This is a genomic window from Stappia sp. ABD4_338 (genome assembly GCF_056312175.1).
The window spans coordinates 608,742-631,164 of record NZ_CM149982.1 but is presented as its reverse complement, the minus strand read 5'-3'; the positions used below and the strand labels follow the sequence as shown (position 1 = coordinate 631,164).

Genomic DNA, 22,423 nt, shown 5'->3' with positions numbered 1-22,423 from the left:
TCGCCGGTTGCTTTTTCCAAAGAGGCAATTTCGCGCAATTTCCGGCAGGAAACTTCCAACAGTTGCGCGAAAATTGAGTCACGCTTTTCGCATCTCGGCCGTCCGGACGGGACCCCGTCCGGACGGTTTTCTTTTGTGGCGCGGCTTGCGCGCGCACCTGGTCACCCCGCAGCGAGGTGAGTTGTCCCCGCAAGGAGGTTCCGCCTGTCCCCGGCGGGGAACCGTCATCCACGCATCAGGTCTGGAATGAACAGGGTGATCGCCGGCACATAGGCGATGACCAGAACGATCGCGACCAGCATCAGGAAGAACGGCAGGAGCGGACGGAGCATCTGCCCGACGGAAACGCCGCCGATGCTGGAGGTCAGCAGCAGCGTCAGGCCCACCGGTGGCGTGACGTGGCCAAGCGCCAGGCCCGAGACCAGCATCAGGCCGAAGTGGACCGGATCGACGCCGAACTCCATGGCCGCCGGAAAGAGGATCGGCGTCAGGATGATCGTGGCGATGGCCGGCGTCAGGAACAGGCCCACGACGAGGCAGATGAGGATCACGTTCAGCGCGAAGAAGCCGGTCGACGGCAGGGCCTCGAACAGAGCCTGCGACAGATGCAGCGGCACCTGCTCGATGGTCATGACGTAGGCGAAGACCTTGGCCGTTCCCAGAAGGAACATGACCTGGCCGATCGTCTTCGCCGCATCGGAAAAAAGCGCCGGCAGATCGACGACCTTCAGTTCGCGATAGTAGAGCCAGGTGACCAGCAGCCCGTAGACGACGGATGCGGCCGCCGCCTCGGTGACGGTGAAGACGCCGCCCAGGATGCCGCCGATGATGATGAGCGGCATGAGAAGCGCGGGGAAGGTGTCGCCCGTCCTGCGCACGAGTTCGGGCAGCGAGAACGGCTGGCGAATGCCGTAGCCGTGGCGCGCGGACAGGACATGCGAGACGACCATGAGCGCGCCGCCGATCAGCACGCCGGGAAGAAGCCCGCCGGCGAAGAGTTCGTCCATGGGCGTGTCGGTCAGCCAGCCGTAGAGGATAAGGTCGACGCTCGGCGGAATGATGATGCCGATGATCGACGACGTCGCGGTGACCGCAACCGAGAAGGTCGCCGGATAGCCGCCGCGTTTCATCGCCGGGATCAGAACGGACCCGATGGCCGCGCTGTCGGCGGTCGCCGAGCCGGAGATACCGCCGAAGAACATGCTCGCCGTGACGTTGGCGTGCGCAAGCCCCCCCCGGAAGGAGCCGACAAGGGCCTGCGAGAAATCGACGATGCGCCGGCCGATGCCTCCCTTGTTGACCACCTCGCCGAACACGATGAACAGCGGGATCGCAAGCAGGGGATAGGAGTCGATGCCCGAGACCAGCTTGTGCGCGACGATCGTCAGCGGCACCGACCCGCCCCAGAGAATGGCGGTGATGCTGGCGACGAGAAGCGAGAACACGACCGGCATGGACAGAAGCAGGCACAGGCCGAAGGTCAGGAAAAGAACCTCAGACATGATCGCCCTCCGGGGCGCCGAACCCCAGATGGCTCCGCCAGTCGAGCAGTGTCGAGACCAGCATCAGCGAGGCGGACAGGGGCAGCGCTGCATAGATCCAGGACATTGGCACCCGCAGGATCGATGATTTCTGGAAGTGCACCACGAAGAGCAGCTTCACTCCGTAGACCGCAAGCAGCACCAGCGCCGCCAGGATCGTGACGTAGACGAGCGCGAGAACAACCCGGCGCGGCGACAGCGGCAGAAGCCGGACGAAAGCGTCGATCCTGTGCGCGCCGCCGGTGTTGATGACGAGTGCGGCCCCCATCAGTGCCGCCCAGATGAAGGAGAACATCGCGACCTCGTCGGTCCACGAAAGCCCGGTGCTGAAGACGAACCGGGCAACGACCTGAAGCACCGTGCACCCGACCATGACGATCAGCATGAACGCGGCGACGGATGCCTCGACAAGGCTCAGGCCGGTGCGGATACGCGCCGCAAGGCCGGGCGGACGAACGGCTTCGCTCATCGGGTTTCCATCTTCTGGAGGGGATGCGCGCGGGCGGGACCCGCCCACGCGAAAGGCCTGGCGGGGCAACCGGAAGCCGGCCGCCCCACCTGCCGGGTCAGTAGTTCTGGATGGCCTCGATGCGCTCCAGGCCGCCGACGTCATCGGCATTCGCCGCGTAGACGTCCTTGATCCTGGCGATCCACTCGGCGCGATCCCGCGGTGTGATGATTTCCGCACCCTTGTCGGCGAGATCGTCGAAGAGCGCCTTCTCCTGGTCGAGGAAGGTGGTGCGCTCGTAGGTTTCCGCGATCTTGGCCGCATCGAGCACGGCGCGCTGCTGCTCGCCGGTCAGGGAGTCGAAGGTCATCTTCGACATCATCAGGTTGTGCCAGCTGAAGATGTAGGCGAGCCGCGTGAAGTACCTCGTGTCCTCGTAGAAGGCCATCGAGCGATAGCTGACACCGGTTCCCTCGCCGCCATCGATCAGCCCCTGCTTCAGGCTGACGGGAACATCCGACCAGGCCACCGGCGTGGCGATGGCACCAAGGGCATTCCAGGTGTCGATGATCGCGGAGTTCTTCATGGTGCGGATCTTCAGTCCCTCGAGATCCGCCAGTTCGTTGACCGCCTTGCTGGTGTAAAGGTCGCGCGTGCCGCCGTAGCCGTAGCCGAGCTTGACCAGTCCGGCGTCGAGCATCCGGACGGCCATCTCATCGCCGATCTCGCCGTCCATGACGCGGAAGAGATGGCCGGCGTCACGGAACATGAAGGGCAGGCTGAAGACCCGGAACTCGGGCACGAAATTCGAGGTGACGGCGGAAGTGATGGTCGAAATGTCGACGCTTCCAAGCTGCAGCCCGCTGATGAGTTCGCTCTCGTTGCCGAGCTGGCTGGCGGGAAAGATCTCGACGCTCAGCCCGACGTCGCGAGCCTCGAGCTCCGCTTTGAAGCGAAGCGCCATGTCGTGATAGGGATGATTGGTCTGCAGCACGTGGGCGAACTTCAACACCCTCGCCTCGGCAAGGGCTGCGGTGGTCGAGACGACCGCGGCCGCGGTCACCAGGGCTGCGGTCACCAGGCCGCGAACGGTCCGGCTTGCGATTTTCCTGTTCATGTCGATGTCCAATCTTGAGCGGTGGCGTGAAGAAGACGCTGTACCGGACGCGGGATGTCATCCGACGCGAATGATGAATAAATGCAGGCGACGCGCCGCTCAAACTAATAATCCTTATGCAAATTGATAAGTTTTAATTTCAAAATACGCCCAATCAACTTCAAAAAATGAAGCTTTTATGACGTATTTACGAATTTTTTCCATTCGAAACGTCTTTTGCGAGATCGACGATTGCCTCGGTAAGCGTGTGAGGGAGCTCGGCGGGGAAATAGGCGTAATATTGAAGGCTGACGGAGTCGGCATCGGTATCGACCAGATGCAGGCGCCCGTGATCGAGTTCCTCCTGCACTGAGACCATGGGCAGAAAGCCGATGCCGCCGGCATTGACCACCAGATTGACGGAAGCGGTCACGGACCCCGACGCGTTGATGCGCGAGGCCTGCAGGTTGGCGGCCTTCATCTGTTCCTTGACCAGCGCATAGGGTCTCGATGAGCGGGGAAAGGTGACGATCGGCCGTTGGGATATTTCCTCCAGCGGAACCGTGCGCCCCTGCAGCCCGAGGCCGGGGCTCGCGACCCAGCCGAACTCGTAGGTGCACAGGTAGCGGGCGGACATGTCGGCATCCGCCAGGGGGCCGACCAGAAACGCCATGTCGAGCGACCCGCTCTGAACCGCCTCGCGCAGCACAGTGGACGTGTCGACGCGCAGCTCCACCGTCACATGCGGATGCTGGGTCTGGAGCTGTTCCAGCAGTGTCGTCAGCCAGACATGGACGATGGTGTCGACCACGCCCAGGCGAATGACGCCGCGAAACGCATCCGCATTGGCGACCCGCTCCAGCATCTCGCCGGTGAGTTCCAGGATGCGCTCCGCGTAGGGAATGATTTCACGCCCCTCCGCCGTCAGCTTGCACTGTCGCTTCCTGCGCTCAAACAGCACCACGCCGAGTTGGTTCTCGACGGAGGCCACGCGCTGGGAGATCGCCGCCTGGGTGGTGTTGAGTTTTTCCGCCACCGCGCGAAAGCTCTTCAGCCGGGCGAGCCAGACCAGTGTCTCGAGCTTGTGCTGGCGCATCCGCGTCCTTCGGGCTTCGGGTTCGACCGCCCGCGAACCGGGCACCTGGCGGGGAAACCGCGAGGACACATGCGAGACGGGGACAGGCAAGCGAGGCCCGATCCGGAAGCAGATTATCCCTGAACCGTCTCAGTTTCTTGACAGCCGGAGTGCCCTCCGCCGGCGGCACGGCGACGCCTCCCTCTCCACGTCCCCCCACGCAAGGGCGACGCGCCCGCGACCCGGGGCCCATTGGCACCCCCGGTCGCAGTGGCAAGGCTCCGACCGGGGGGCGAGGATCGGTCCCCAACGCGTAGGCCTATCGCTCTCATACGTGGATTGGGCCCCGGATCTTCGCTTCGCTACGTCCGGGGTGACGCCCGTGAGGAGGCGAGGCATGGCACCTGAGCGGCGATTGAAGGATGAAGCGGGCGGGACGAACAGGGCACGCCCACACTCCTTGTCATCCCTGCGAAGACCGGGATGACACCGGGAGGATGCACCCCTCTCCACCGTCACCCCGGGCAAGGGCGGCACGCCCGCGACCCGGGGCCCATTGGCAACCTCGGTCGTGGTGGCAAGGCACGGACCGGTGCGGCGGGGATCGGTTCCCAACACGCCGGCCTGTCGCTCTCATACGTGAATTGGGCCCCGGATCTTCGCTTCGCTACGTCCGGGGTGACGGCGGAGCGAAAAGACATGCCGGGAGGCGGTTCGCGACTGGCGGACAAAAGGTGGAGAAGTGAGAAAGCTTGCCGTTCTGTTTCGCCTTCCCTGTGACGGTAGACAACCGTTAGCCGATGGCGATTGCGTCGGATTTCGGCAGCAAATTCGGTGAAGTTGAGACAAAATCGCGGGAGTGAAACCGACTACGTAAATGCCAGCGATTTATGGCAAATTCCAAAAAGGGTTAGAATCTTCTGATGCAAACTTCGCCAAAGCCCGCCGCAAAGGAGTATCGACATATTCAGGCGCTTTCTCGATATACTCCTTCGACAAACATTTCCCCTTGTCATCCAAGCTGGACAGATATTGAAGTGCGGCTTTGACCGAAAAAGAGCGGTGGGCCTTCTCCTGAAAGTTACTTGGCAGGTCTGTCCAGACCACGGCGTCCACGTTTTTTTCCGTGGCCCACCCAAGTATCACTTCCTTGACCGAAGTACTTCTTGAGCGGCTTGCTTCGGAGCGATTCACGTATCCGATATGCTGTTCGATTGTACCTTCGCGGCGGCGAAGGTCCGTAACTGCCTCTTCCCAGGAAGTGCGCCTGCTATAGCAGTAGGAAACCTGAACCATAGCACCGTGCTTCTCGTCGAGCACGAGTGTCAACGCACCCGATCTCGAGCCGGAAATACGTGAAAACTCAATTTGCAGTGACGGCCCATCGGAACGCCAAGGTTCGTGGCGCGCATCGAATTCGCAATTGCTATCCCACAATAGAGATCCCCACCCGAGAATGGCAATTTTCTCAGTCACAAGACTTTTCCGTGCAATCAGCTTCAATCCCTTGACAGCCACACCAGAGTGGAAAGATCAGGGAGAATACAAAAGAGAGAACAAGCAACGGCCCCGCGATTTTCCAAAAACCCACAAGGTTCAACGTCGAGACGATTCCAAGAGCGGCACCAAGAAGTCCAAGCCAGAGCCCCGCAGCCGCCAGGATAAGCGCCAATCGCACGACGGTATCAGGGTGGTGTGCAGCCACCCGCATCTTTGCCCAAATAGAATTTCTCGGCTGAGGCGTAAACTTCAGACAAACATCGCCCTCGCAATTACCTGCAGGTGTCGTCCCGTCCAAGCCCAGCGCACTCCGGTACCACTCAGACATAACGACTACATTAATATTTTCACAAATACGAATTCTTCCGGAATTCTTGCAATCATATAAATTCCTAAAATTATTATCTATCTTCCTAATCTGACAGAATACAAACCGCTCCCTCTTACAATTCTCTATCTTTACAATTGTGCGAGAGGGGAAAGCAGACATCCACACCCAACCTTCATTCGCTTCATCTCTCAGAGCCGCACGAATGATCCATTTTTGACAGATGCTTTTCATGAAGATCTCCCTCCAAAAAATAGACAACATTCTATTTGTCGAAAGATCAATTTAAAAGAAAACACTCCCCCTCACCCCAGTTCCTTCACCGGGACGACGGGTTCGTTCTTGGTCTGGCGAATGGTGAGGGCCGTGCGGACGCTGTCGACGTTCGGGGCGGCGGTGAGCTCGCGGATGATGAAGTTCTGGAACGCCTGCAGGTCCGGCACCACGCATTTGAGCAGGAAATCGACCTCCCCGGACAGCATGAAGCTCTCGCGGACCTCGGGCCATGCCTGGATGCGTTCCTCGAAGGCGTTGAGATCGGCCTCGGTCTGGCTGTGCAGCCCGACCATGGCGAAGGCGGTGACATCATAGCCGAGTTGCTTCTCGTCGAGCAGCGTCCGGTAGCCGATGATCAGGCCCGCCTCCTCCAGCGCGCGCACACGCCTCAGGCACGGCGGCGCGGAAATGCCGACACGCCGGGCAAGCTCCACATTGGTGATGCGCCCGTCGCTCTGCAGTTCGTTGAGAATATGCCAGTCAATGGCATCGAGGCGGATTTTCACGCTGGTCTCCTTCGCCAATCGCAGGCACACAGGGATCCCGCATCCGCATGTGCGACGCCCACCCCCGGACCACATGCGCCAACGCAACGCGACGTACCGGAAGAAGCGCCTTTCGGCGGTGCGACTCGCATCCTGACAAGGCTCTCCATTAGGATACGCCCCTTAAGATTTTTTGCGCAGTTGTGCAATAGTGTGACACCAGAAGGCATGAACGGGAAATATCACGAAAGCGAAGGCCGCGCGCGCCCCGATCGTCCGCTCGGACACGACGAGGGCGGCGAGGGCCGCGAACCGCCACCGCTCACGGCGCGAAACTGCTGGATCGTCACCGACGGAAAGGCCGGCGACGAGACCCAGTGCGTCGGCGTCGCCGAGGCGCTGTCGCTGCCCTACGAGCTGCACCGCGTGAAACCGCGCGCGCCCTGGCGCTGGCTGATGCCGCGCTTCGGGGTGATCGACCCGCGCGAGGCACCCGGTGCCCCGGGCAGCCCGCTCGCCCCGCCGTTTCCCGACATGGTGATCGCCTCGGGCCGGCGCGCCGTCAGCTATCTCGCGCATATCAAACGCGCAAGCGGCGGACGCACCTTCACCGTGTTCCTGAAGGACCCGCGCGCGGGAAACGGGATCGCCGACTTCATCTGGGTGCCGGACCATGACCGCCTGCGCGGAGACAACGTGCTGGTGACGGCGACGGGGCCGCACCGCTTTTCCCGCCAGCGCATCGAGGCCGCGCGCAAGGCGCCGCCGGCGGAGATCGCCGCGCTGCCGCACCCGCGCGTCGCGGTTCTGGTGGGCGGTGACAGCCGGCACTACCGCTTCAACGACATCGACACGGAACGCTTCCTGAAGGGGCTGCACCGGTTCGAGGCGGAAGGGGCGCGTTTCATGATCACCGGGTCGCGCCGCACGCCGGCCGCGCTCCATGACGCGGTCAGCGTGCTGGCCCGCGACGGCGGGCACCTGATGTGGGACGGCGGGGCGGCAAATCCGCTGCTGTCCTACCTCGCCAATGCCGACGCGATCGTGGCGACCGCCGATTCGGCCAACATGGTCGGGGAGGCTCTCGTGACCGGAAAACCCTTGCATGTTTTCCACCCCTCGGGCGGTCACAGGAAGTTTGAGGAATTTATTGCCGGATTGACCCGCATGGGAGTTGTCCACCCCTTCCCCGGACCGCTCAAAGAGACTACCTACGAGCCGATCGATGCAACGCCCCGGATCGCCGCCGCGATCCGCTGGCGCTACCTTGCCCATCGCAACCGGATCGACGCCGGGGCAGCCGCGGAGGGCTGAGACGGGCCGCGGGCGGAACGCGCAGACCGACCGCGCAGAGCGAGAAAGAGAACGACCATGGCCGAAAGACACCACAAGCTCCTGATCGTCGGCTCCGGCCCCGCCGGCTATACCGCCGCCGTCTATGCCGCGCGCGCCATGCTGGAGCCCGTCCTCGTCACCGGCATCCAGCCGGGCGGCCAGCTCACCATCACCACCGAGGTGGAGAACTACCCCGGCTTCGCCGATCCCATCCAGGGCCCGTGGCTGATGGAGGAAATGCGCAAGCAGGCGGAGAACGTCGGCACCGAGATCGTCTATGACACGATCCTGTCGGCCGACCTCACCGTCCGTCCGTTCCGCCTGACCGGCGACAGCGGCACGGTGCATACCTGCGACGCGCTGGTGATCGCCACCGGCGCGCAGGCAAAGTGGCTGGGCATTCCCACCGAGCAGGAGTTCATGGGGGCCGGCGTGTCGGCCTGCGCGACCTGCGACGGCTTCTTCTATCGCGGGCGCGAGGTGATCGTGGTCGGCGGCGGCAACACCGCCGTGGAGGAGGCGCTCTATCTCGCCAACCTCGCCTCCAAGGTGACGGTCGTCCACCGCCGTGACAGCTTCCGCGCCGAGCGCATCCTGCAACAGCGCCTGGAGGCGAACCCGAAGATCGAGGTGATCTGGGACAGCGTCGTCGAGGCGGTCCTGGGCGGCGGCACCCCCAAGGCGGTGACCGGCGCGCGCCTGAAGAACATCAAGACCGGCGAGACGCTGGAGGTCCAGGCGGACGGCTTCTTCGTCGCCATCGGCCACGCTCCGGCGGCGGACCTGTTCAAGGAGCAGCTCAAGATGAAGCCGTCGGGCTACATCTGGACCGCCCCGGACAGCACCCAGACCTCGATCCCCGGCGTCTTCGCCGCCGGCGACGTGACCGACGAGGCCTACCGCCAGGCGGTGACCGCCGCCGGCATGGGCTGCATGGCCGCGCTCGAGGCGGAACGTTTCCTAGCGGAAGCGGAGCTTGCCGGAGCGCAGGCGGCGGAATAGCCTGAACATCACGAACGCTCCAACGACACAAGACTGGCAGGTCAGACGTGCCTCTGGACTGGGACAAACTGCGCATCTTTCACGCCGCCGCGCAGGCGGGCAGCTTCACCCACGCGGGCGACGCGCTCAACATGAGCCAGTCCGCGGTGAGCCGCCAGGTCAGCGCGCTGGAGCATGATCTCAAGGTGCCGCTCTTCCACCGCCATGCGCGCGGCCTGCTGCTCACCGAACAGGGCGAGGTGCTCTATCGCACCGCGCGCGAAGTGTTCATGAAGCTGGAGTCGGTCCAGACCCGCCTGACCGACAGCCGGGAGAAACCCTCCGGCACCCTGCGCATCACCACGACGGTGGGCCTGGGCTCGACCTGGCTGACCAAGCGGCTGAACGAGTTCATCGATCTCTACCCGGAGATGGAACTGCGCCTCATCTTCGACGACGACGAACTCGACCTGGGCATGCGCGAGGCCGATGTGGCCATCCGCCTGCGCAAGCCCACCCAGCCCGACCTGATCCAGCGCAAGCTCTTCACGGTGCATTTTCACCTCTACGCCTCGCCGGCCTACCTGCAGCGCTTCGGCGCGCCGAAGACCATCGAGGATCTGGAGAGCCACCGTATCGTCACCTTCGGCGAACACGCGCCTTCCTACCTGCGCGACATGAACTGGCTGGAGACGGCGGGAATGCCCGTCGGCGAGATCCGCCGCTGCGTGCTCAGGGTCAACAACGTGGTAGCGATCCGCCGCGCGGTGGAACGCGGCATCGGCATCGCCATGCTGCCGGACTACATCAACGAGGAAGGCTCCAATCTCGTGCAGCTCATGCCCGAGACCGAGGCGCCGAGTTTCGACACCTATTTCACCTACCCCTCGGAACTCAAGAACACCGCCCGCGTCACCGCCTTCCGCGATTTCCTCCTGTCCAAGGCCGAGCGCTGGACCTTCTGAAGACGGCCATCTTCCGGCACGTCCCCGACCGCGCGGCCGGCCCCGGCCGCGCGCTTCCCCTCGCCTCTCCGCGCCGTTTTCACGACCATGCCCGTCCCGGTGTTTGGCTCCGCCTCTCGGGCCGGCATGACGCGCACCTGCCCACCATTCGGTCACGCTGCACCGCGCAAAGCGCGGGAAGGTGATGCGAAACCGGGCAGATGCCGCATGTTCAGGCGGCTGGACGCACCCGATTTTTGCAGTTGCGACAAGAGCATGACAGGATCTGCAGGGCTGGCCGAAGTGCTCCGCTTATTTTGCATATCAGCAATGCAAGAGTGCCTCTTGTGTGAGCGCCTTGTGCACTGCATATATCCATCAGGCTGTTGGTTCGCTTCGTTGCTATCTCCTCCCAGCGACGTCTGATGCGGCCAACTGTTCCCCTCTGGAAGGTGATTGCGCCACTTAGGTGGCAAAATCAAATAACTGCCGGGTCCTCGGACCCGGCATTTTTTTTGCGCGCGTCGATCCCCGCCGATCAGGCCGGATCGTTCAGCCGCATCTCTCCCTCATGCAGGAAACAGGTGCGCGAGAACGCGTCGGCGCGTCCCGGCCAGGGAGCGGCCACGTCGTCAGGTCCTGGAAGCCGCGCGCGGGCCGGATCGAAGGCGCGCGCCACCTGCGACAGGAAGACGATCACAAGGCCCTGTTCGTGGGCAAGCGCGCCAAGGGCGGCAACCTCGCGCGTCTGCGCCCCGGCCCCTTCATCGCGCGCCAGAAGCTGCAGATAGTCGATGACGACGAGACTGCCGGGCGCGGCCCCCGCCATGCGCTCGCCGACGAGTACCGCATCGAGTTCGTCCAGCGTCTCGATGTGCAGCCCGCCACCCACGGTTTCTTCCGCGCCGCCACGCGGCGTCAGGAGACTGGCGGCTTCCCACGGAGCGTAGAAAAGCGAGAAGAAGACGGCCATGCGCCCCTGCCCGGCGGCTTCCCGCAGCAGATCGAGCGCGAGCGCGGTCTTGCCCTGCCCGGGCCTTGCAGCAAGCAGCAGCGTGTCACCGGGGGAAAGCTGGCCGAGAAGGCGCCGGGCCGGTGCATGGCGCTCCGCCTGCGCGGCAAGCAGGCTCCAGCGGGCCTGCCCCTGCTCGCGTGCCACGTGGTCAAGCGCGGCGTGTAGCGGAATGCCCTTTTCGCGGGCAAGCAGGCGGGCGCGGCGTTTCAGGCGATGGATGGGAGCGGTGAGACGCATGTTCGAACCTCCGTCACGGGCGGAAAACGCAATCCCTCCTCATGCGAACGCCCGAACAGATGGCTCAAGGGTGTAACGGCCCCGTATGACGGATACTTCCCCGAAGTGGAGGGAGGGAGGCGCGGGCCAAGCCTTGCGACCAAGACTAGACCGCCGCCTCGCGCCGGACAAGGGACGCACGCTCACCCTCCCCGTCTTCCCTCACAGGTAGAGGCGCTCCCCCTCCATCCCCTTGTAGAGGTCGGCGACCTGTTCGCCATAGCCGTTGAACAGCAGCGTGGGCCGATAGCTGCCGTCGTTGAGGAACTGCTCGCGCGCCTGGCTCCAGCGCGGATGCGGCACCTCCGGGTTCACATTGGCCCAGAAACCGTACTCCGCCGACTGGATCTCTTCCCAGAAGCTCACGGGACGTTCGTCGGTGAAGGAGAAGCGCACGATCGACTTGATCGACTTGAAACCGTATTTCCACGGCAGGGCGAGACGCAGAGGCGCGCCGTATTGCTTGGCGAGCGGCTTGCCGTAGACGCCCGTCACCAGGAACGCGAGTTCATTGGTCGCCTCGGCGAGCGTCACGCCCTCCACATAGGGCCAGGGATACCAGGTCGCGCGCTGGCCGGACGCCGTGTCCGGATCGAGGAAGGTCTCCATGCGCAGGTATTTCGCCTCCGCCTTCGGCCCCGCGAGACGCACGAGATCGGCCAGCGCGAAGCCGGTCCACGGCACGGCCATCGACCAGGCTTCCACGCAGCGGTGCCGGTAGAGCCTTTCCTCGAGCTGCACCTTCTTCAGAAGATCGTCGATGCCGATGGTCTGCGGATTGTCGCAAAGCCCGTCGATCACGACCTCCCACGGACGGATCTTCAGCGCCTGCGCGGCTTCCGCGATCTGCTTGTGCGATCCGAATTCATAGAAGTTGTTGTAGCGCGACGTCAGCCGTTCCGGCGTGATCTCCCGGTCCAGCTTGAAGGCCTCGTTGCGCGGCGCCGGATAGAGCCCCGCGCTCGGGTCCTCCTCGGCAAATGCCGGCCGTATGCCGCCAAGACCGGCAAGGATCGCGCCCGTTCCGGCCATTCCCGCCAGAACCGCGCGCCGGTTGAGGAACACATGCTCCGGCGTCGCCATGCTCTCGGGAAGCTCCCAGCTCCGCTTGCGAATGATGTTCATCGGTCCCGCGTCCTCTCCTCGCCGGCCGGCTCTCTCCGGCCGTCGTCTCCCTGACCTAGCGCGAGGCCCCGCGCACGGCAAATCAAGTGCCGTTGAACGGATGGTGCCATTCCCGTGAGCAGTCGGCCGCGCCACTCACGCCGGCGTGCGGAACCGGTGGCCCGACGCGTCCTGGCCGGCAGAAGCGGACAGCAGCGCGAAGACGGGCACGGACACGAGCGCGAGCCCCGCCGTCACCATGAAGGCGACATGAAAGTTGACCAGCGCCAGCGTGTCGCCCGTGAACCAGCCGGCGGCCTCCAGCACGAACCCGGCAAGCGCCACGCCCAGCGCCAGCGACACCTGCTGGAACACCGAGCTCATGGCGGTTGCCTGGCTCGCCTCGTCCGACCCGACGCTGGTGAACATCAGCCCGTTGGAGGAGGTGAAGAGGAAGGACCGCGTCAACCCGGTGACGTAGAGCACCAGAACGAAGACCCACACCGGTGTGTCGGGCTGGAACCCCGCCATGGACAGCGTCAGCAGCGCGCCGCCCAGCGAGGCAATCACCAGCGCCGTGCGGAAACCGAGCGCGGCGAGCGCCCGCTTGACGATGAACTTCATCGAGATGGCGCCGAAAGCTCCGGTGAAGGTGATCAGACCGGACTGGAAGGCGTTGTAGCCGAAGCCGGTCTGCAGCATCAGCGGCATCAGAAAGGGCATCGACCCCGAGGAAATGCGGAACAGGTTGGTGCCGAGAAGCGTGAGCCCGAAGGCCCGGTTGCGAAACAGCACCGGGTCGAGAATCGGGCGCGCCGCGCGGCGCGTGTGCCGGACATAGGCGCCGAGCGCGCAGACGCCGACGAGCGTCGTCACCAGCCCCACCACCGGCGGCAGTGCCGGCAGGCTGATGACCGAGAGCCCGAAGACGATTCCAGCCGCCGCCGTACCCGTGAGCAGGAAGCCCTTCCAGTCGAGGCCGGACGTCTCGCGCCGGGCGATGTCGGGCAGGTAGATGCCGCACATCCAGATGCCGACGAGCCCGATGGGCACATTGACGAGAAAGATCCAGTGCCACGACAGATAGGTGGTGAGGAACCCGCCGAGCGGCGGGCCGGCCATGGGACCGATGAGGCCGGGAATGGTCATCAGCGTCATGGCATGGACGAGATCCTTCTTCTCGAAGGTTCGCACCAGGATAAGACGCCCCACCGGCACCATCATCGACCCGCCCATGCCCTGCAGGAAGCGCGAAAGCACGAAGGTCAGCAGGGAGTCGGAAAAGGCGCAGGCGACGGATCCGCTCACGAAGACGAGGATCGCGGTGCGAAACACGCGGCGCGCGCCGAAGGTGTCGGCCATCCAGCCGCTCACCGGAATGAACATGCCGAGCGCCACCAGATAGGAGGTGAGCGCCAGCTTGAGCGCGATGGGACTGGTGCCCAGGTCCGCGGCGATCACCGGCAGCGAGGTGGCGATGACGGTGGAATCCATCATCTCCATGAAGAACGCAAACGCGATGATGAGCGGGATCGTGTTCATTCGGATCGTGGGCGGATCGTGGGTGCGCGCGGCCGCAAGGAGGGAAGACGGCGACCGCTCCCCTTCCAATAGCCCGAATGGCGCGCGTTGGAAATCCCGGGAGATGGACGGCGGCCCGGCGCAGGACACGCCGGACCGGAAAAGCGATCATATGATCCAACGACGGGAAAGCCTCAGGGAGCTGCGGTGATGCGGTAGATGCCGCCGTCCGCCTCGTCGGTGGAAAACCACAAGGCCCCGTCGGGGCCGTCGCGCAGCGTGCGCACGCGCCCGTACTCGCCTTCAAGCATCTGCTCCTCGCCGACGATCGCGCCACCCTCGACCTCCAGCCGCGAAATGAGCTGGTCCTTGAGCGCACCGACGAAGAGGTCCCCGCTCCAGCCCGGCACCGCCTCGCCGGTGTAGAAGGCCATGCCCGAGGGCGCGATGGAGGGGTCCCAGTAGTGGAGCGGCTGTTCGTAGCCTTCGGCCTCGGTGCCCTGGCCGATGCGCGCGCCGGAATAATGGCGTCCGTAGGAGATCACCGGCCAGCCGTAGTTGAGCCCGGCTTCGGGGCGGTTGATCTCGTCACCGCCGCGCGCGCCATGTTCCACCGTCCACAACCGGCCGGTCGCCGGCTCGATGGCCGCTCCCTGCACGTTGCGATGGCCCATGGACCAGATCTCGGGAAGGGCCTTGGTCCCGTCCGCGAAGGGGTTGTCGGAGGGGATCGACCCGTCCGCTCCAACACGCAGGACGGAGCCCGCATGATCGCGCGGGTCCTGCGCCCGCTCCGACTCGCCCCGGTCGCCCAGCGTCACGAAAAGCGTTCCGTCGGGCACGGGGACAACCCGCGAGCCGAAGTGGCGTCCGCCGCCGGTCTTCTTCTCCATGCGGGCGATGACCGAAACATCCTCGAGCCGGGCTTCACCGCCCTCGCGCACGAGCCGTGCCCGCGCGGCCGCCGTCGAGGCGCCTCCCTCGCCGGGTTCGGAGAAGGTGAAATAGAGGATGCCGCTCGTGTCGAAGTCGGGGGAAAGCGCCAGGTCGAGAAGGCCGCCCTGCCCGGAGGCCGCAACATCCGGCACGCCCGCAACCTCGGTACGGGTCTCCCCGTCAGCGGAAACCAGCAGCATCCGCCCTTCGATCTCGTTCACCAGCAGAGTGCCGTCGGAAAGGACCTCGAAGCCCCAGGGATAGGCAAGCCCGGTCGCCACCGGCGTGACGGCGATGCGCCCGGCCTGCGTGTCATGCACCCTGGCATCCGCCGCCCCGGCGGGGGACAGCGCGAAGGTGGCGATCATGGGTGCCGCCAGTGCGGCAAGAAGTGGTGTGCGTCGCAAGATCTCGCTCCTCCAGACCGTTGAGCCCCGCCCCCTTACGTGGGCCGGCGGGGAAAAAGATCCAGAGAAGGGCGGCCCGCACGCGTAGGAAAGTGCCTCGCGCGGGCCGGATGTCCGGTTCGAAGGGCCTATGCCGCCCGCCTTCCGTGACGCGCGAGCGCCTGTTCCGCAGGCTTTCCCGCAAGCTCGGAAAGATGGTCGAAGCGGGCGGTGTAGCTCGCCACGCCCGCCGTCGCCGAGCGCAGGTCGACGATAAGCCCTTCCATCTCACCGGCCGGCAGCAGGCAGGCGACCTCGTCCCAGCCCTCCCAGCCGGGACGCGCATCGAAACCGAGCAACTGCCCCCGGCGTCCGGAGACGATGGCGTTGATGCGCGCCGTCGCCTCGCTCGGGCAGGTGACGGTCACCTTGTGCACCGGTTCAAGCAGCACCGGGGAGCATTGCGACAGTCCTTCGCGCATGGCCTGGATCGCGGCCATGCGGAACGCCTGGTCCGAGGAATCCACGCTGTGGAAGGACCCGTCGGTCAGCGTTACCGCCACATCCACCAGAGGGAAACCGAGTGGTCCCTCGCGCAGCGCCTCCTCCACGCCGGCGCGCACGGCGGGGATATACTGCTTCGGGATCACGCCACCGGTGATCGTGTCGGCGAAGACGAAACCCTCGCCGCGCTCCAGCGGACGGATCTCAAGCGCCACGTCGCCGAACTGGCCGTGCCCGCCCGACTGCTTCTTGTGCCGCGCCCGCACGGACGCCTTGCCCCGGATGGTCTCGCGGTAGGCGACCTTCGGATCGAAGGTCTCGACCGACAGGCCGTATTTGCCTGAAAGCCGCTCCAGCGCCACGCGCAGGTGCATCTCGCCCTGCCCCTCCAGCCGGGTCTCGCCGCTGTCCTCGTCATGCTCCACGCGAAGCCCCGGATCCTCCTCGCCAAGGCGGGAAAGGGCGGCCGTGAGCTTCACCTCGTCCCGCCTTTCGATCGGCGAGATGGCAAGCGTCATGACCGGCTCCGGCGCCACCAGCGGCGCGAGCTGCGGGACCTCGCCGGCCCCCGCGCCGCCCAGCGTTTCACCGCTCACGACCCCCTCGAGCTTGCCGAGCGCCACGGTGTCGCCGGGCCCGGCCGTGTCGCGCTTCAGCGCCTGCTGGCCGTTGAGCCTGTAAAAACCCGAGACCCTGGCCGTTGAACCGTCGGCGCGGCGCAGCGTGTCGCCGTCCCCGACACGCCCGTTCAGGATGCGCGCGAGCGACAGCTTGCCGGTATGGGTGGTGTGGATGGTCTTGAGCACCTGCACCAGAGGTTCGCCGTCGGCCTCCACGCCGAGCCGCGCGCGGGTCTCCGCAACGCCGGGCGCCTCGTGTCGCAGTGCCTTGAGCAGACGCCCGATGCCGTTGCCATGCTCGGCCGAGCCGAAGAACACCGGGCAGATGAGCCCGTCACGCATCTCACCGGCGAGGTCGGCGAAGATCTGGTCGCTGTCGAGCACCAGATCCTCCAGCAGTGCCTCCATGAGCGTGTCGTCGTGATCGGCCAGCGTCTCGAGCATGGAGAAGCGCGCCTCCACCTCGCGCGCCGTGTCCTCGCCGGGGATCGCGATCACCTCGCTCGGCGCGTGCTCACGGTAGACATGGGCGCGTTCGAGCGCCAGGTCGATGTATCCGGTCGCGACCCCGTCGCGCCAGATCGGGATCTGGCGCAGCACCAGCGGCACGGACGAGGCCGGCTGCAGCAGCATCAGGACATCGCGCATGCGAAGCGTCGTGCGATCGATCTTGTTGAGGAAGAGAAGTCGCGGCACGCCGGCATCCTCGAGCTGCTTGAGGATGAGCTGGAGCGCGGGCACCTTCTTCTCGTCGGCCTCCGCGACCACGATCGCCAGGTCGACCCCCGGCACCACCCCGGCGCTTTCCGCGAGGAAGTCCACCGCCCCCGGGCAATCGAGAAAGGTGTAGCTGTCGCCGATGAACTCCGCCGAGGCGGTGTTGACCTCGACGCTCATGCCGTGGGCACGCGCTTCCGGCGCGCCATCGCCCACCGTGTTGCCCGCCCCGACGGTTCCCTGTCTGGAAACGGCCCCGGTGCGCGCCAGGATCGCCTCCAGCAGCGAGGTCTTTCCGCTGCCGAAGGGGCCGACGATACCGATGCACCGGGGCCCGGCGTCCTTGCCGCCGGTGTTGTCCGTGCCTGCTTTTGCCCTGTCTTCGCCCATGGTCGCACTCCTTCCCGTTCCGGCTCCCGGGGGAGCCTGTTGTCGCAGAAGGAACCGGGCGCGGCAGATACCGGACGGCGCCGCGCACCGGCACCGCCGCCCGCCGTGAACGGGCGGACATTCATCGTCGCGCCGATACGGCAGGTGACGCAAGGAAAACCCGTGCTGCACTGCGTGATGGACAGGGGCGGAAAACGGCCTCCGAGCACCCGGCGACCGGGGGAATTGGCATGTGTTTGGTGCCACTCCTCCACCGTCACCCCGGGCAAGGGCCAAAGGCCCGCGACCCGGGGCCCATTGGCAACCTCAGTAGGAGCGAAAAGGGCCGGGCGGTTACGGAGGCGGCAGCGTCCCACCATCCGGCGTCACAAGCGGAAACGTGGATTGGACCCCGGATCTTCGCTTCGCGACGTCCGGGGTGACGCCTGTGGGGAGGCAAGGCATAGCGCCCGCGTGGCAGTTGCGGAATGAGCCGTGCGGGACGAACAGGGCCGCACCACACTCCCTGTCAGCCCTGCGAAGGCAGGGAGCCAGTAACCTCGAACGGGTGTATCTCGCACCGGCGTTGCCCCTCGCACCCTGCGGAGGATACCGGCTCCGGGTCTTCGGCCTTGCCGAAACCGGGATGACACCGGGAGGATGCCCCCTCTCTCGACGTCTCCCCGGGCAAGGGCCGTAGGCCCGCGACCCGGGGCCCATTGGCAACCTCGGTGGGAGCGGAAAGGCCCGAGCGGTTGCGGAGACGGCAGCGCTTCACCACGCTGATTGCACATGCGGAAACATGGATTGGGCCCCGGATCTTCGCTTCGCTTCGTCCGGGGTGACGCCTGTGGGGAGGCGAGGCATGGCGCTCACGTGGCAGTTGCGGAATGGGAGCGCGAACGAACAGGCCCACACCACACTCCCTGTCATCCCTGCGAAGGCAGCGAGACAGTCGCCCCGAACGCTTGTGTGACGTGACGGCGTTGCCCCCTCTCCGCCGTCACCCCGGGCAAGGGCGACACGCCCGTGACCCGGGGCCCATTGGCAACCCCGGTCGTGGCGGCAAAGGCCCGGGCGGTTGCGGAGGCGGCAGCGTCCCACCATCCGGCGTCACATGCGGAAACGTGGATTGGACCCCGGATCTTCGCTTCGCGACGTCCGGGGTGACGCCTGTGGGGAGGCGAGGCCCCTGAGTGAAGACGCAAAAAGGCCGGCGGATCGCTCCGCCGGCCCCGTGTTCATGCGGTCGGGAGCCCTTGGGGGCGCCCCTTGCGCCTTATTTCAGGTTGCCGCAGAAGCGCTGGATGCGCGTGCAGGCTTCCTCGAGCGCCTCGGTCGAGGTCGCGTAGGAAATGCGGAAGTTCGGGCCGAGGCCGAAAGCCGAGCCCTGGACGACGGCCACGCCCTCGGTCTCGAGCAACTCGGTGACGAAGTCCTCGTCCGTCTCGATCACCTTGCCCGACGGCGCGGTCTTGCCGATGGTGCCCGCGCAGGAGGGGAACACGTAGAACGCGCCCTCCGGCGTCGGGCAGGTGATGCCCTTGGCCTGGTTCAGCATGGAGACCACGAGATCGCGACGGGTCTTGAAGACCTCGTTGTTGGTCGGAATGAAGTCCTGCGGCCCGGTGAGCGCCTCCACCGCCGCCCACTGGGCGATCGAGCAGGGGTTGGACGTCGACTGGGACTGGATCTTCGCCATCGCCTTGATGATCTCGACCGGCCCGCCGGCATAGCCGATGCGCCAGCCGGTCATGGCATAGGCCTTGGAGACGCCGTTGACCGTCAGCGTGCGGTCGTAGAGGGCAGGCTCCACCTGGGCGAGCGTGGTGAACTCGAAGTCGTCGTAGACGAGATGCTCGTACATGTCGTCGGTCATCACCCAGACGTGGGGATGACGCTTGAGCACCTCGGCGATGGCCTTGAGCTCGTCACGCGTGTAGGCGGCACCCGAGGGGTTCGACGGCGAGTTGAAGATGATCCACTTGGTCTTCGGCGTGATCGCCGCCTCGATGGCCTCCGGGGCGACCTTGAAGGTCGTCTGGTCGGCATCGACGATCACCGGCTCGCCGCCGGCCAGGAGCACCATGTCCGGATAGCTGACCCAGTAGGGCGTGGGAACGATGACCTCGTCGCCCGGGTTCAGCGTCGCCATGAGCGCGTTGTAGAGGACCTGCTTGCCGCCGGTGCCGACCGTGATCTGGCTGACGTCGTAGTCGAGGCCGTTCTCGCGCTTGAACTTGGCGGAGATCGCCTGCTTCAGCTCGGGGATGCCGTCGACGGCCGTGTATTTCGTCTTGCCTTCGCGGATCGCGATCACAGCCGCCGTCTTGATGTTCTCCGGCGTGTCGAAGTCGGGCTCGCCGGCGCCGAGGCCGATGACGTCCCGGCCCGAGGCCTTGAGTTCCCGCGCCTTGTTGGTCACGGCAATGGTTGCAGACGGTTTGACGCGCGACAGCGCGTCGGCGATGAAGGCCATGATGATCTCCCGATAGGATCCGATTGGCGGTGGAAGTACCGCCGCGGACCCTACTGCCGTGCCTGCGCGCGCGCAAGGTCCGCGCAGGCCGGCTGGAGACATGCAAACCCTACCCCGCCAGAACCCCGCCGTCGCAACGCACGCCGAAGAGACGCAGGTCCGCCTCGCCCACGTTGACGCCAAGCACGCCGAGCAGCGTGTTGAGCGCCGAGTCGAGCGGAAGCGCGACCTTCGCGAGCGTGTCCGTCACCGCGTCGGAGACGGCAAGCTCGCCCAGCCCCATGCCCAGCATCCTGATTTCCAGCGAGAGATCGCCCAGCAACGAGGACACGGCGGTCTGCAGGAGCGCGTCGGAAGACAGGCTCTTGCCCGGAGCGCGGCCAATGTCGGAGCGCGAAAAGGAGACGGACCGCTCCCGTGCGCTACCGCTTTCAACATGGGCGATACCGTCGACCTTGATCAGGGGCAGTTCGACAATCCGTGTCTTGTCCACCGGCGCAGGGGCGGAAAAGTCGGCCATCGTGTCCAGGTCGATCTCGCCGATCCACAGGTTCGCAAGACCCGGCTTCGCGCCAACCCGTACGGAAACCGCTCCCGATGACTGGCACGCCACCCGCTCGAGCCCCGCGCTCGCATGGGCAAGATCGAGGTAGACCGGCAGCCGCAGGCGAATGGTCTTGAGAAGCCCTTCGCCACCGACCTCCGCAAGCAGGCGAAGACGCATCTGCGCGGTGGAAATTCGCGTTCCGGGCCCGCCCACAGCCATGAGGGTGGTGCCCTGCATGGGCTCGCCGATGGCAAGGGCAAGGCGGGCGCGCGCTATACCCGGCACCCCGAGATCGAGATCGATCTCCACCTGTCGTTCGCCGTTGGCCAGCGTCGTCGCGGCGGAAACGAGTTCGAGCGCGGAGGCGGAGATGTCAAAGCCCGGCGCCTTGTCGCCGACGGCAAGACTCGCGAAGGGGCCGGCATCGACCATCGTGGAAAGCGGCACGTCGAGACCCGACCCGGCGGAACGGGCGAGCTTGCGCAGCGCAAGCGAGGCAGCGGCATCGCCATTCGCCCCGGCCACATCCGCCACGACCTCCAGGAAGTCGCCCAGCGTCACCGACGCATCCAGCACCTCGCCATAGGTGCCGGCGGTCACCTTGCCCGACGTCGCAAGGCCGGAGAGAGCATCCGCCACGGTGATATCCGCATCGGCAAGCGCGCGGTAGTCCATCACCGACAGGGACACGGAACCGCCGGTCAGCGCACCGAGAACCTGGTTGGCCACACCGCCCTGAAGCGATGCCAGCCGGCTGCCGATGCCGAAGGCCGCGAGTTCGGCACGCGCGGCAACCGCCATCACGCTGATTTCCGGCTCCTGTACCGAGAACGCGCGAGCGAAGAAGATATTGCCCGGCCGGCTCAGGGCCACCTGCACCGCGTTGTAGGGCGTGCGCCCGGGCGAGAAGCGGCTTTCCGGTGCGACCTTAGGGTCGGCCAGATAGAAGCCGCGAACCACCTCGTAGTCGGCCTCGACCCCGTTCGCCGCAAGTGTCGCCTCGACCCGCTGCTCGGCCTGCTCGATGTCGCCCGCCCCGGCAATGGCGGCAAGATCCGAAACCCCCTGCAGGACCCGCCGCTCCAGGTAGAGCGACCCGATGTCGATCGCGAGCGCGGCAAGCCCCGCGATCATCACGAAGAACAGGCCCGCCATGATGGCGACGGAACCGCGTTCATCACGCCGGAAACCACGCGTGCCCGACAGAAGTCGCGCCGGCAGGACACGAAACGAGGAGTGCTTCAACATGCGCATGACGACCTCCCCCGCGTTTCAGTAGCCGCCGCGCGACACGACCGCGGCACGCACGATGGTCTCGCTGGGAAGGGGAAGGAACGGACGCATCTGCCAGATCGGCAGGTCCGTGGCGGAATAGCTCACCACGACGCGAAACTGGCGTGTGTCCGAGGGAAGCGGCGCCGCCTCGACGCTGACCTTCTCGCCATCGATCAGGACATAGGAGCCGGCACTCGCCTGGACGTGCCCCTGAACGAGGCGCAGCCGCTCCGCGTCGGAAAGCCCCGCGACGGAGGCACGGGCCGCGTCCGCGGCAAGCTGGGCAACGCTGTGCGCGGCACCAAAATAGATGCCATAAGCAATAATACCGAGCATAACAGCCAAGAAGACGGGGGCGATGATCGCGAATTCTACCGCAGATGTCGCCGTCGTGTCCGAAGTTATGGATCTTGTTTTTCTGACTTCCATGACGGAACTCCGATGCAAGTCACCTGAAAATGACACCTCCCGACCAGAGAGGACCGCTTCTCCCCATATGCCCCTACGTTATTTTTGGTACCCGAATCTAAAAAAAGGCTGAAACAAGTACCAAAGTGACAAACTCAATACATGAGTCTGCTTAAAGTTTACGCGGAAAAATCCATGCGAATACCCGCCGCATTTTCTTCTGCGTATACATTCAAGAAAGAGAAAGTTTTGAAAAA

At 65.2% G+C, this 22,423-nt stretch carries 18 protein-coding genes; 3 read left to right on the top strand and 15 right to left on the bottom strand.

The features are described 5' to 3' along the window. Window positions 1–224 precede the first annotated feature (224 nt). The 7 genes from ACYX4S_RS02830 to ACYX4S_RS02800 form a co-directional block, all read right to left on the bottom strand. Window positions 225–1,502: a TRAP transporter large permease gene (locus ACYX4S_RS02830; protein ID WP_476361813.1), complete on the bottom strand. Its 1,278-nt coding sequence runs from the start codon at window positions 1,500–1,502 to the stop codon at window positions 225–227. Beyond that, a complete protein-coding gene (locus ACYX4S_RS02825) occupies window positions 1,495–2,010 on the bottom strand; it encodes a TRAP transporter small permease (RefSeq protein ID WP_476361812.1) in 516 nt (171 codons plus the stop codon). The genes ACYX4S_RS02830 and ACYX4S_RS02825 overlap by 8 nt, the downstream gene beginning before the upstream one ends. Before the next feature lie 97 nt (window positions 2,011–2,107). Continuing rightward, on the bottom strand, window positions 2,108–3,106 hold the full coding sequence (locus ACYX4S_RS02820; protein WP_476361811.1) for a TRAP transporter substrate-binding protein: 999 nt from the start codon (window positions 3,104–3,106) through the stop codon (window positions 2,108–2,110). Between the two features lie 187 nt (window positions 3,107–3,293). After that, window positions 3,294–4,181, bottom strand: a complete 888-nt coding sequence (locus ACYX4S_RS02815; RefSeq protein ID WP_476361810.1) for a LysR family transcriptional regulator — start codon at window positions 4,179–4,181, stop codon at window positions 3,294–3,296. An 867-nt stretch (window positions 4,182–5,048) separates the two neighbouring features. After that, on the bottom strand, window positions 5,049–5,636 hold the full coding sequence (locus ACYX4S_RS02810) for a hypothetical protein (protein ID WP_476361809.1): 588 nt from the start codon (window positions 5,634–5,636) through the stop codon (window positions 5,049–5,051). Then, window positions 5,629–6,222, bottom strand: a complete 594-nt coding sequence (locus ACYX4S_RS02805) for a hypothetical protein (protein ID WP_476361808.1) — start codon at window positions 6,220–6,222, stop codon at window positions 5,629–5,631. The genes ACYX4S_RS02810 and ACYX4S_RS02805 overlap by 8 nt, the downstream gene beginning before the upstream one ends. A 71-nt stretch (window positions 6,223–6,293) precedes the next feature. Continuing rightward, entirely contained in the window at window positions 6,294–6,770 is a 477-nt protein-coding gene (locus ACYX4S_RS02800) for an Lrp/AsnC family transcriptional regulator (protein WP_293724069.1), read from the bottom strand. A gap of 207 nt (window positions 6,771–6,977) precedes the next feature. Between ACYX4S_RS02800 and ACYX4S_RS02795 the strand changes: the two genes are divergently transcribed. From ACYX4S_RS02795 to ACYX4S_RS02785, 3 genes are read left to right on the top strand one after another with little or no spacing between them, the layout of a single operon-like run. Further along, window positions 6,978–8,063, top strand: coding sequence for a mitochondrial fission ELM1 family protein (locus tag ACYX4S_RS02795; RefSeq protein ID WP_476361807.1), 1,086 nt, complete (start codon window positions 6,978–6,980; stop codon window positions 8,061–8,063). 57 nt (window positions 8,064–8,120) lie between these two features. Beyond that, window positions 8,121–9,086, top strand: coding sequence for a thioredoxin-disulfide reductase (gene trxB, locus ACYX4S_RS02790; protein ID WP_476361806.1), 966 nt, complete (start codon window positions 8,121–8,123; stop codon window positions 9,084–9,086). A 53-nt stretch (window positions 9,087–9,139) separates the two neighbouring features. Further along, window positions 9,140–10,030, top strand: a complete 891-nt coding sequence (locus ACYX4S_RS02785) for a LysR family transcriptional regulator (RefSeq protein WP_293724188.1) — start codon at window positions 9,140–9,142, stop codon at window positions 10,028–10,030. 517 nt (window positions 10,031–10,547) lie between these two features. Here ACYX4S_RS02785 and ACYX4S_RS02780 read toward each other — a convergent pair. The 8 genes from ACYX4S_RS02780 to ACYX4S_RS02745 all read right to left on the bottom strand — a co-directional run bounded on the left by ACYX4S_RS02780 (window position 10,548) and on the right by ACYX4S_RS02745 (window position 22,187). Then, window positions 10,548–11,261 carry a DNA helicase gene (locus ACYX4S_RS02780; protein ID WP_476361805.1) on the bottom strand — a complete coding sequence of 238 codons (714 nt, stop codon included), beginning with the start codon at window positions 11,259–11,261 and terminating at the stop codon, window positions 10,548–10,550. Between the two features lie 201 nt (window positions 11,262–11,462). Beyond that, complete coding sequence (gene msrP, locus ACYX4S_RS02775) at window positions 11,463–12,425, bottom strand: protein-methionine-sulfoxide reductase catalytic subunit MsrP (protein WP_476361804.1); 963 nt, start codon at window positions 12,423–12,425, stop codon at window positions 11,463–11,465. 135 nt (window positions 12,426–12,560) lie between these two features. Then, window positions 12,561–13,946: a DHA2 family efflux MFS transporter permease subunit gene (locus tag ACYX4S_RS02770; RefSeq protein WP_476361803.1), complete on the bottom strand. Its 1,386-nt coding sequence runs from the start codon at window positions 13,944–13,946 to the stop codon at window positions 12,561–12,563. Between the two features lie 173 nt (window positions 13,947–14,119). Next, window positions 14,120–15,268, bottom strand: a complete 1,149-nt coding sequence (locus tag ACYX4S_RS02765; RefSeq protein WP_476361802.1) for a PQQ-dependent sugar dehydrogenase — start codon at window positions 15,266–15,268, stop codon at window positions 14,120–14,122. A gap of 128 nt (window positions 15,269–15,396) precedes the next feature. Continuing rightward, a complete protein-coding gene (locus ACYX4S_RS02760) occupies window positions 15,397–17,478 on the bottom strand; it encodes an elongation factor G (RefSeq protein ID WP_476361801.1) in 2,082 nt (693 codons plus the stop codon). Between the two features lie 1,258 nt (window positions 17,479–18,736). Further along, window positions 18,737–19,936, bottom strand: a complete 1,200-nt coding sequence (locus tag ACYX4S_RS02755; protein ID WP_476361800.1) for a pyridoxal phosphate-dependent aminotransferase — start codon at window positions 19,934–19,936, stop codon at window positions 18,737–18,739. Between the two features lie 109 nt (window positions 19,937–20,045). Then, on the bottom strand, window positions 20,046–21,737 hold the full coding sequence (locus ACYX4S_RS02750; RefSeq protein ID WP_476361799.1) for a TadG family pilus assembly protein: 1,692 nt from the start codon (window positions 21,735–21,737) through the stop codon (window positions 20,046–20,048). Between the two features lie 18 nt (window positions 21,738–21,755). Beyond that, on the bottom strand, window positions 21,756–22,187 hold the full coding sequence (locus tag ACYX4S_RS02745; RefSeq protein WP_293724037.1) for a TadE family protein: 432 nt from the start codon (window positions 22,185–22,187) through the stop codon (window positions 21,756–21,758). Between the last annotated feature and the right edge of the window lie 236 nt (window positions 22,188–22,423).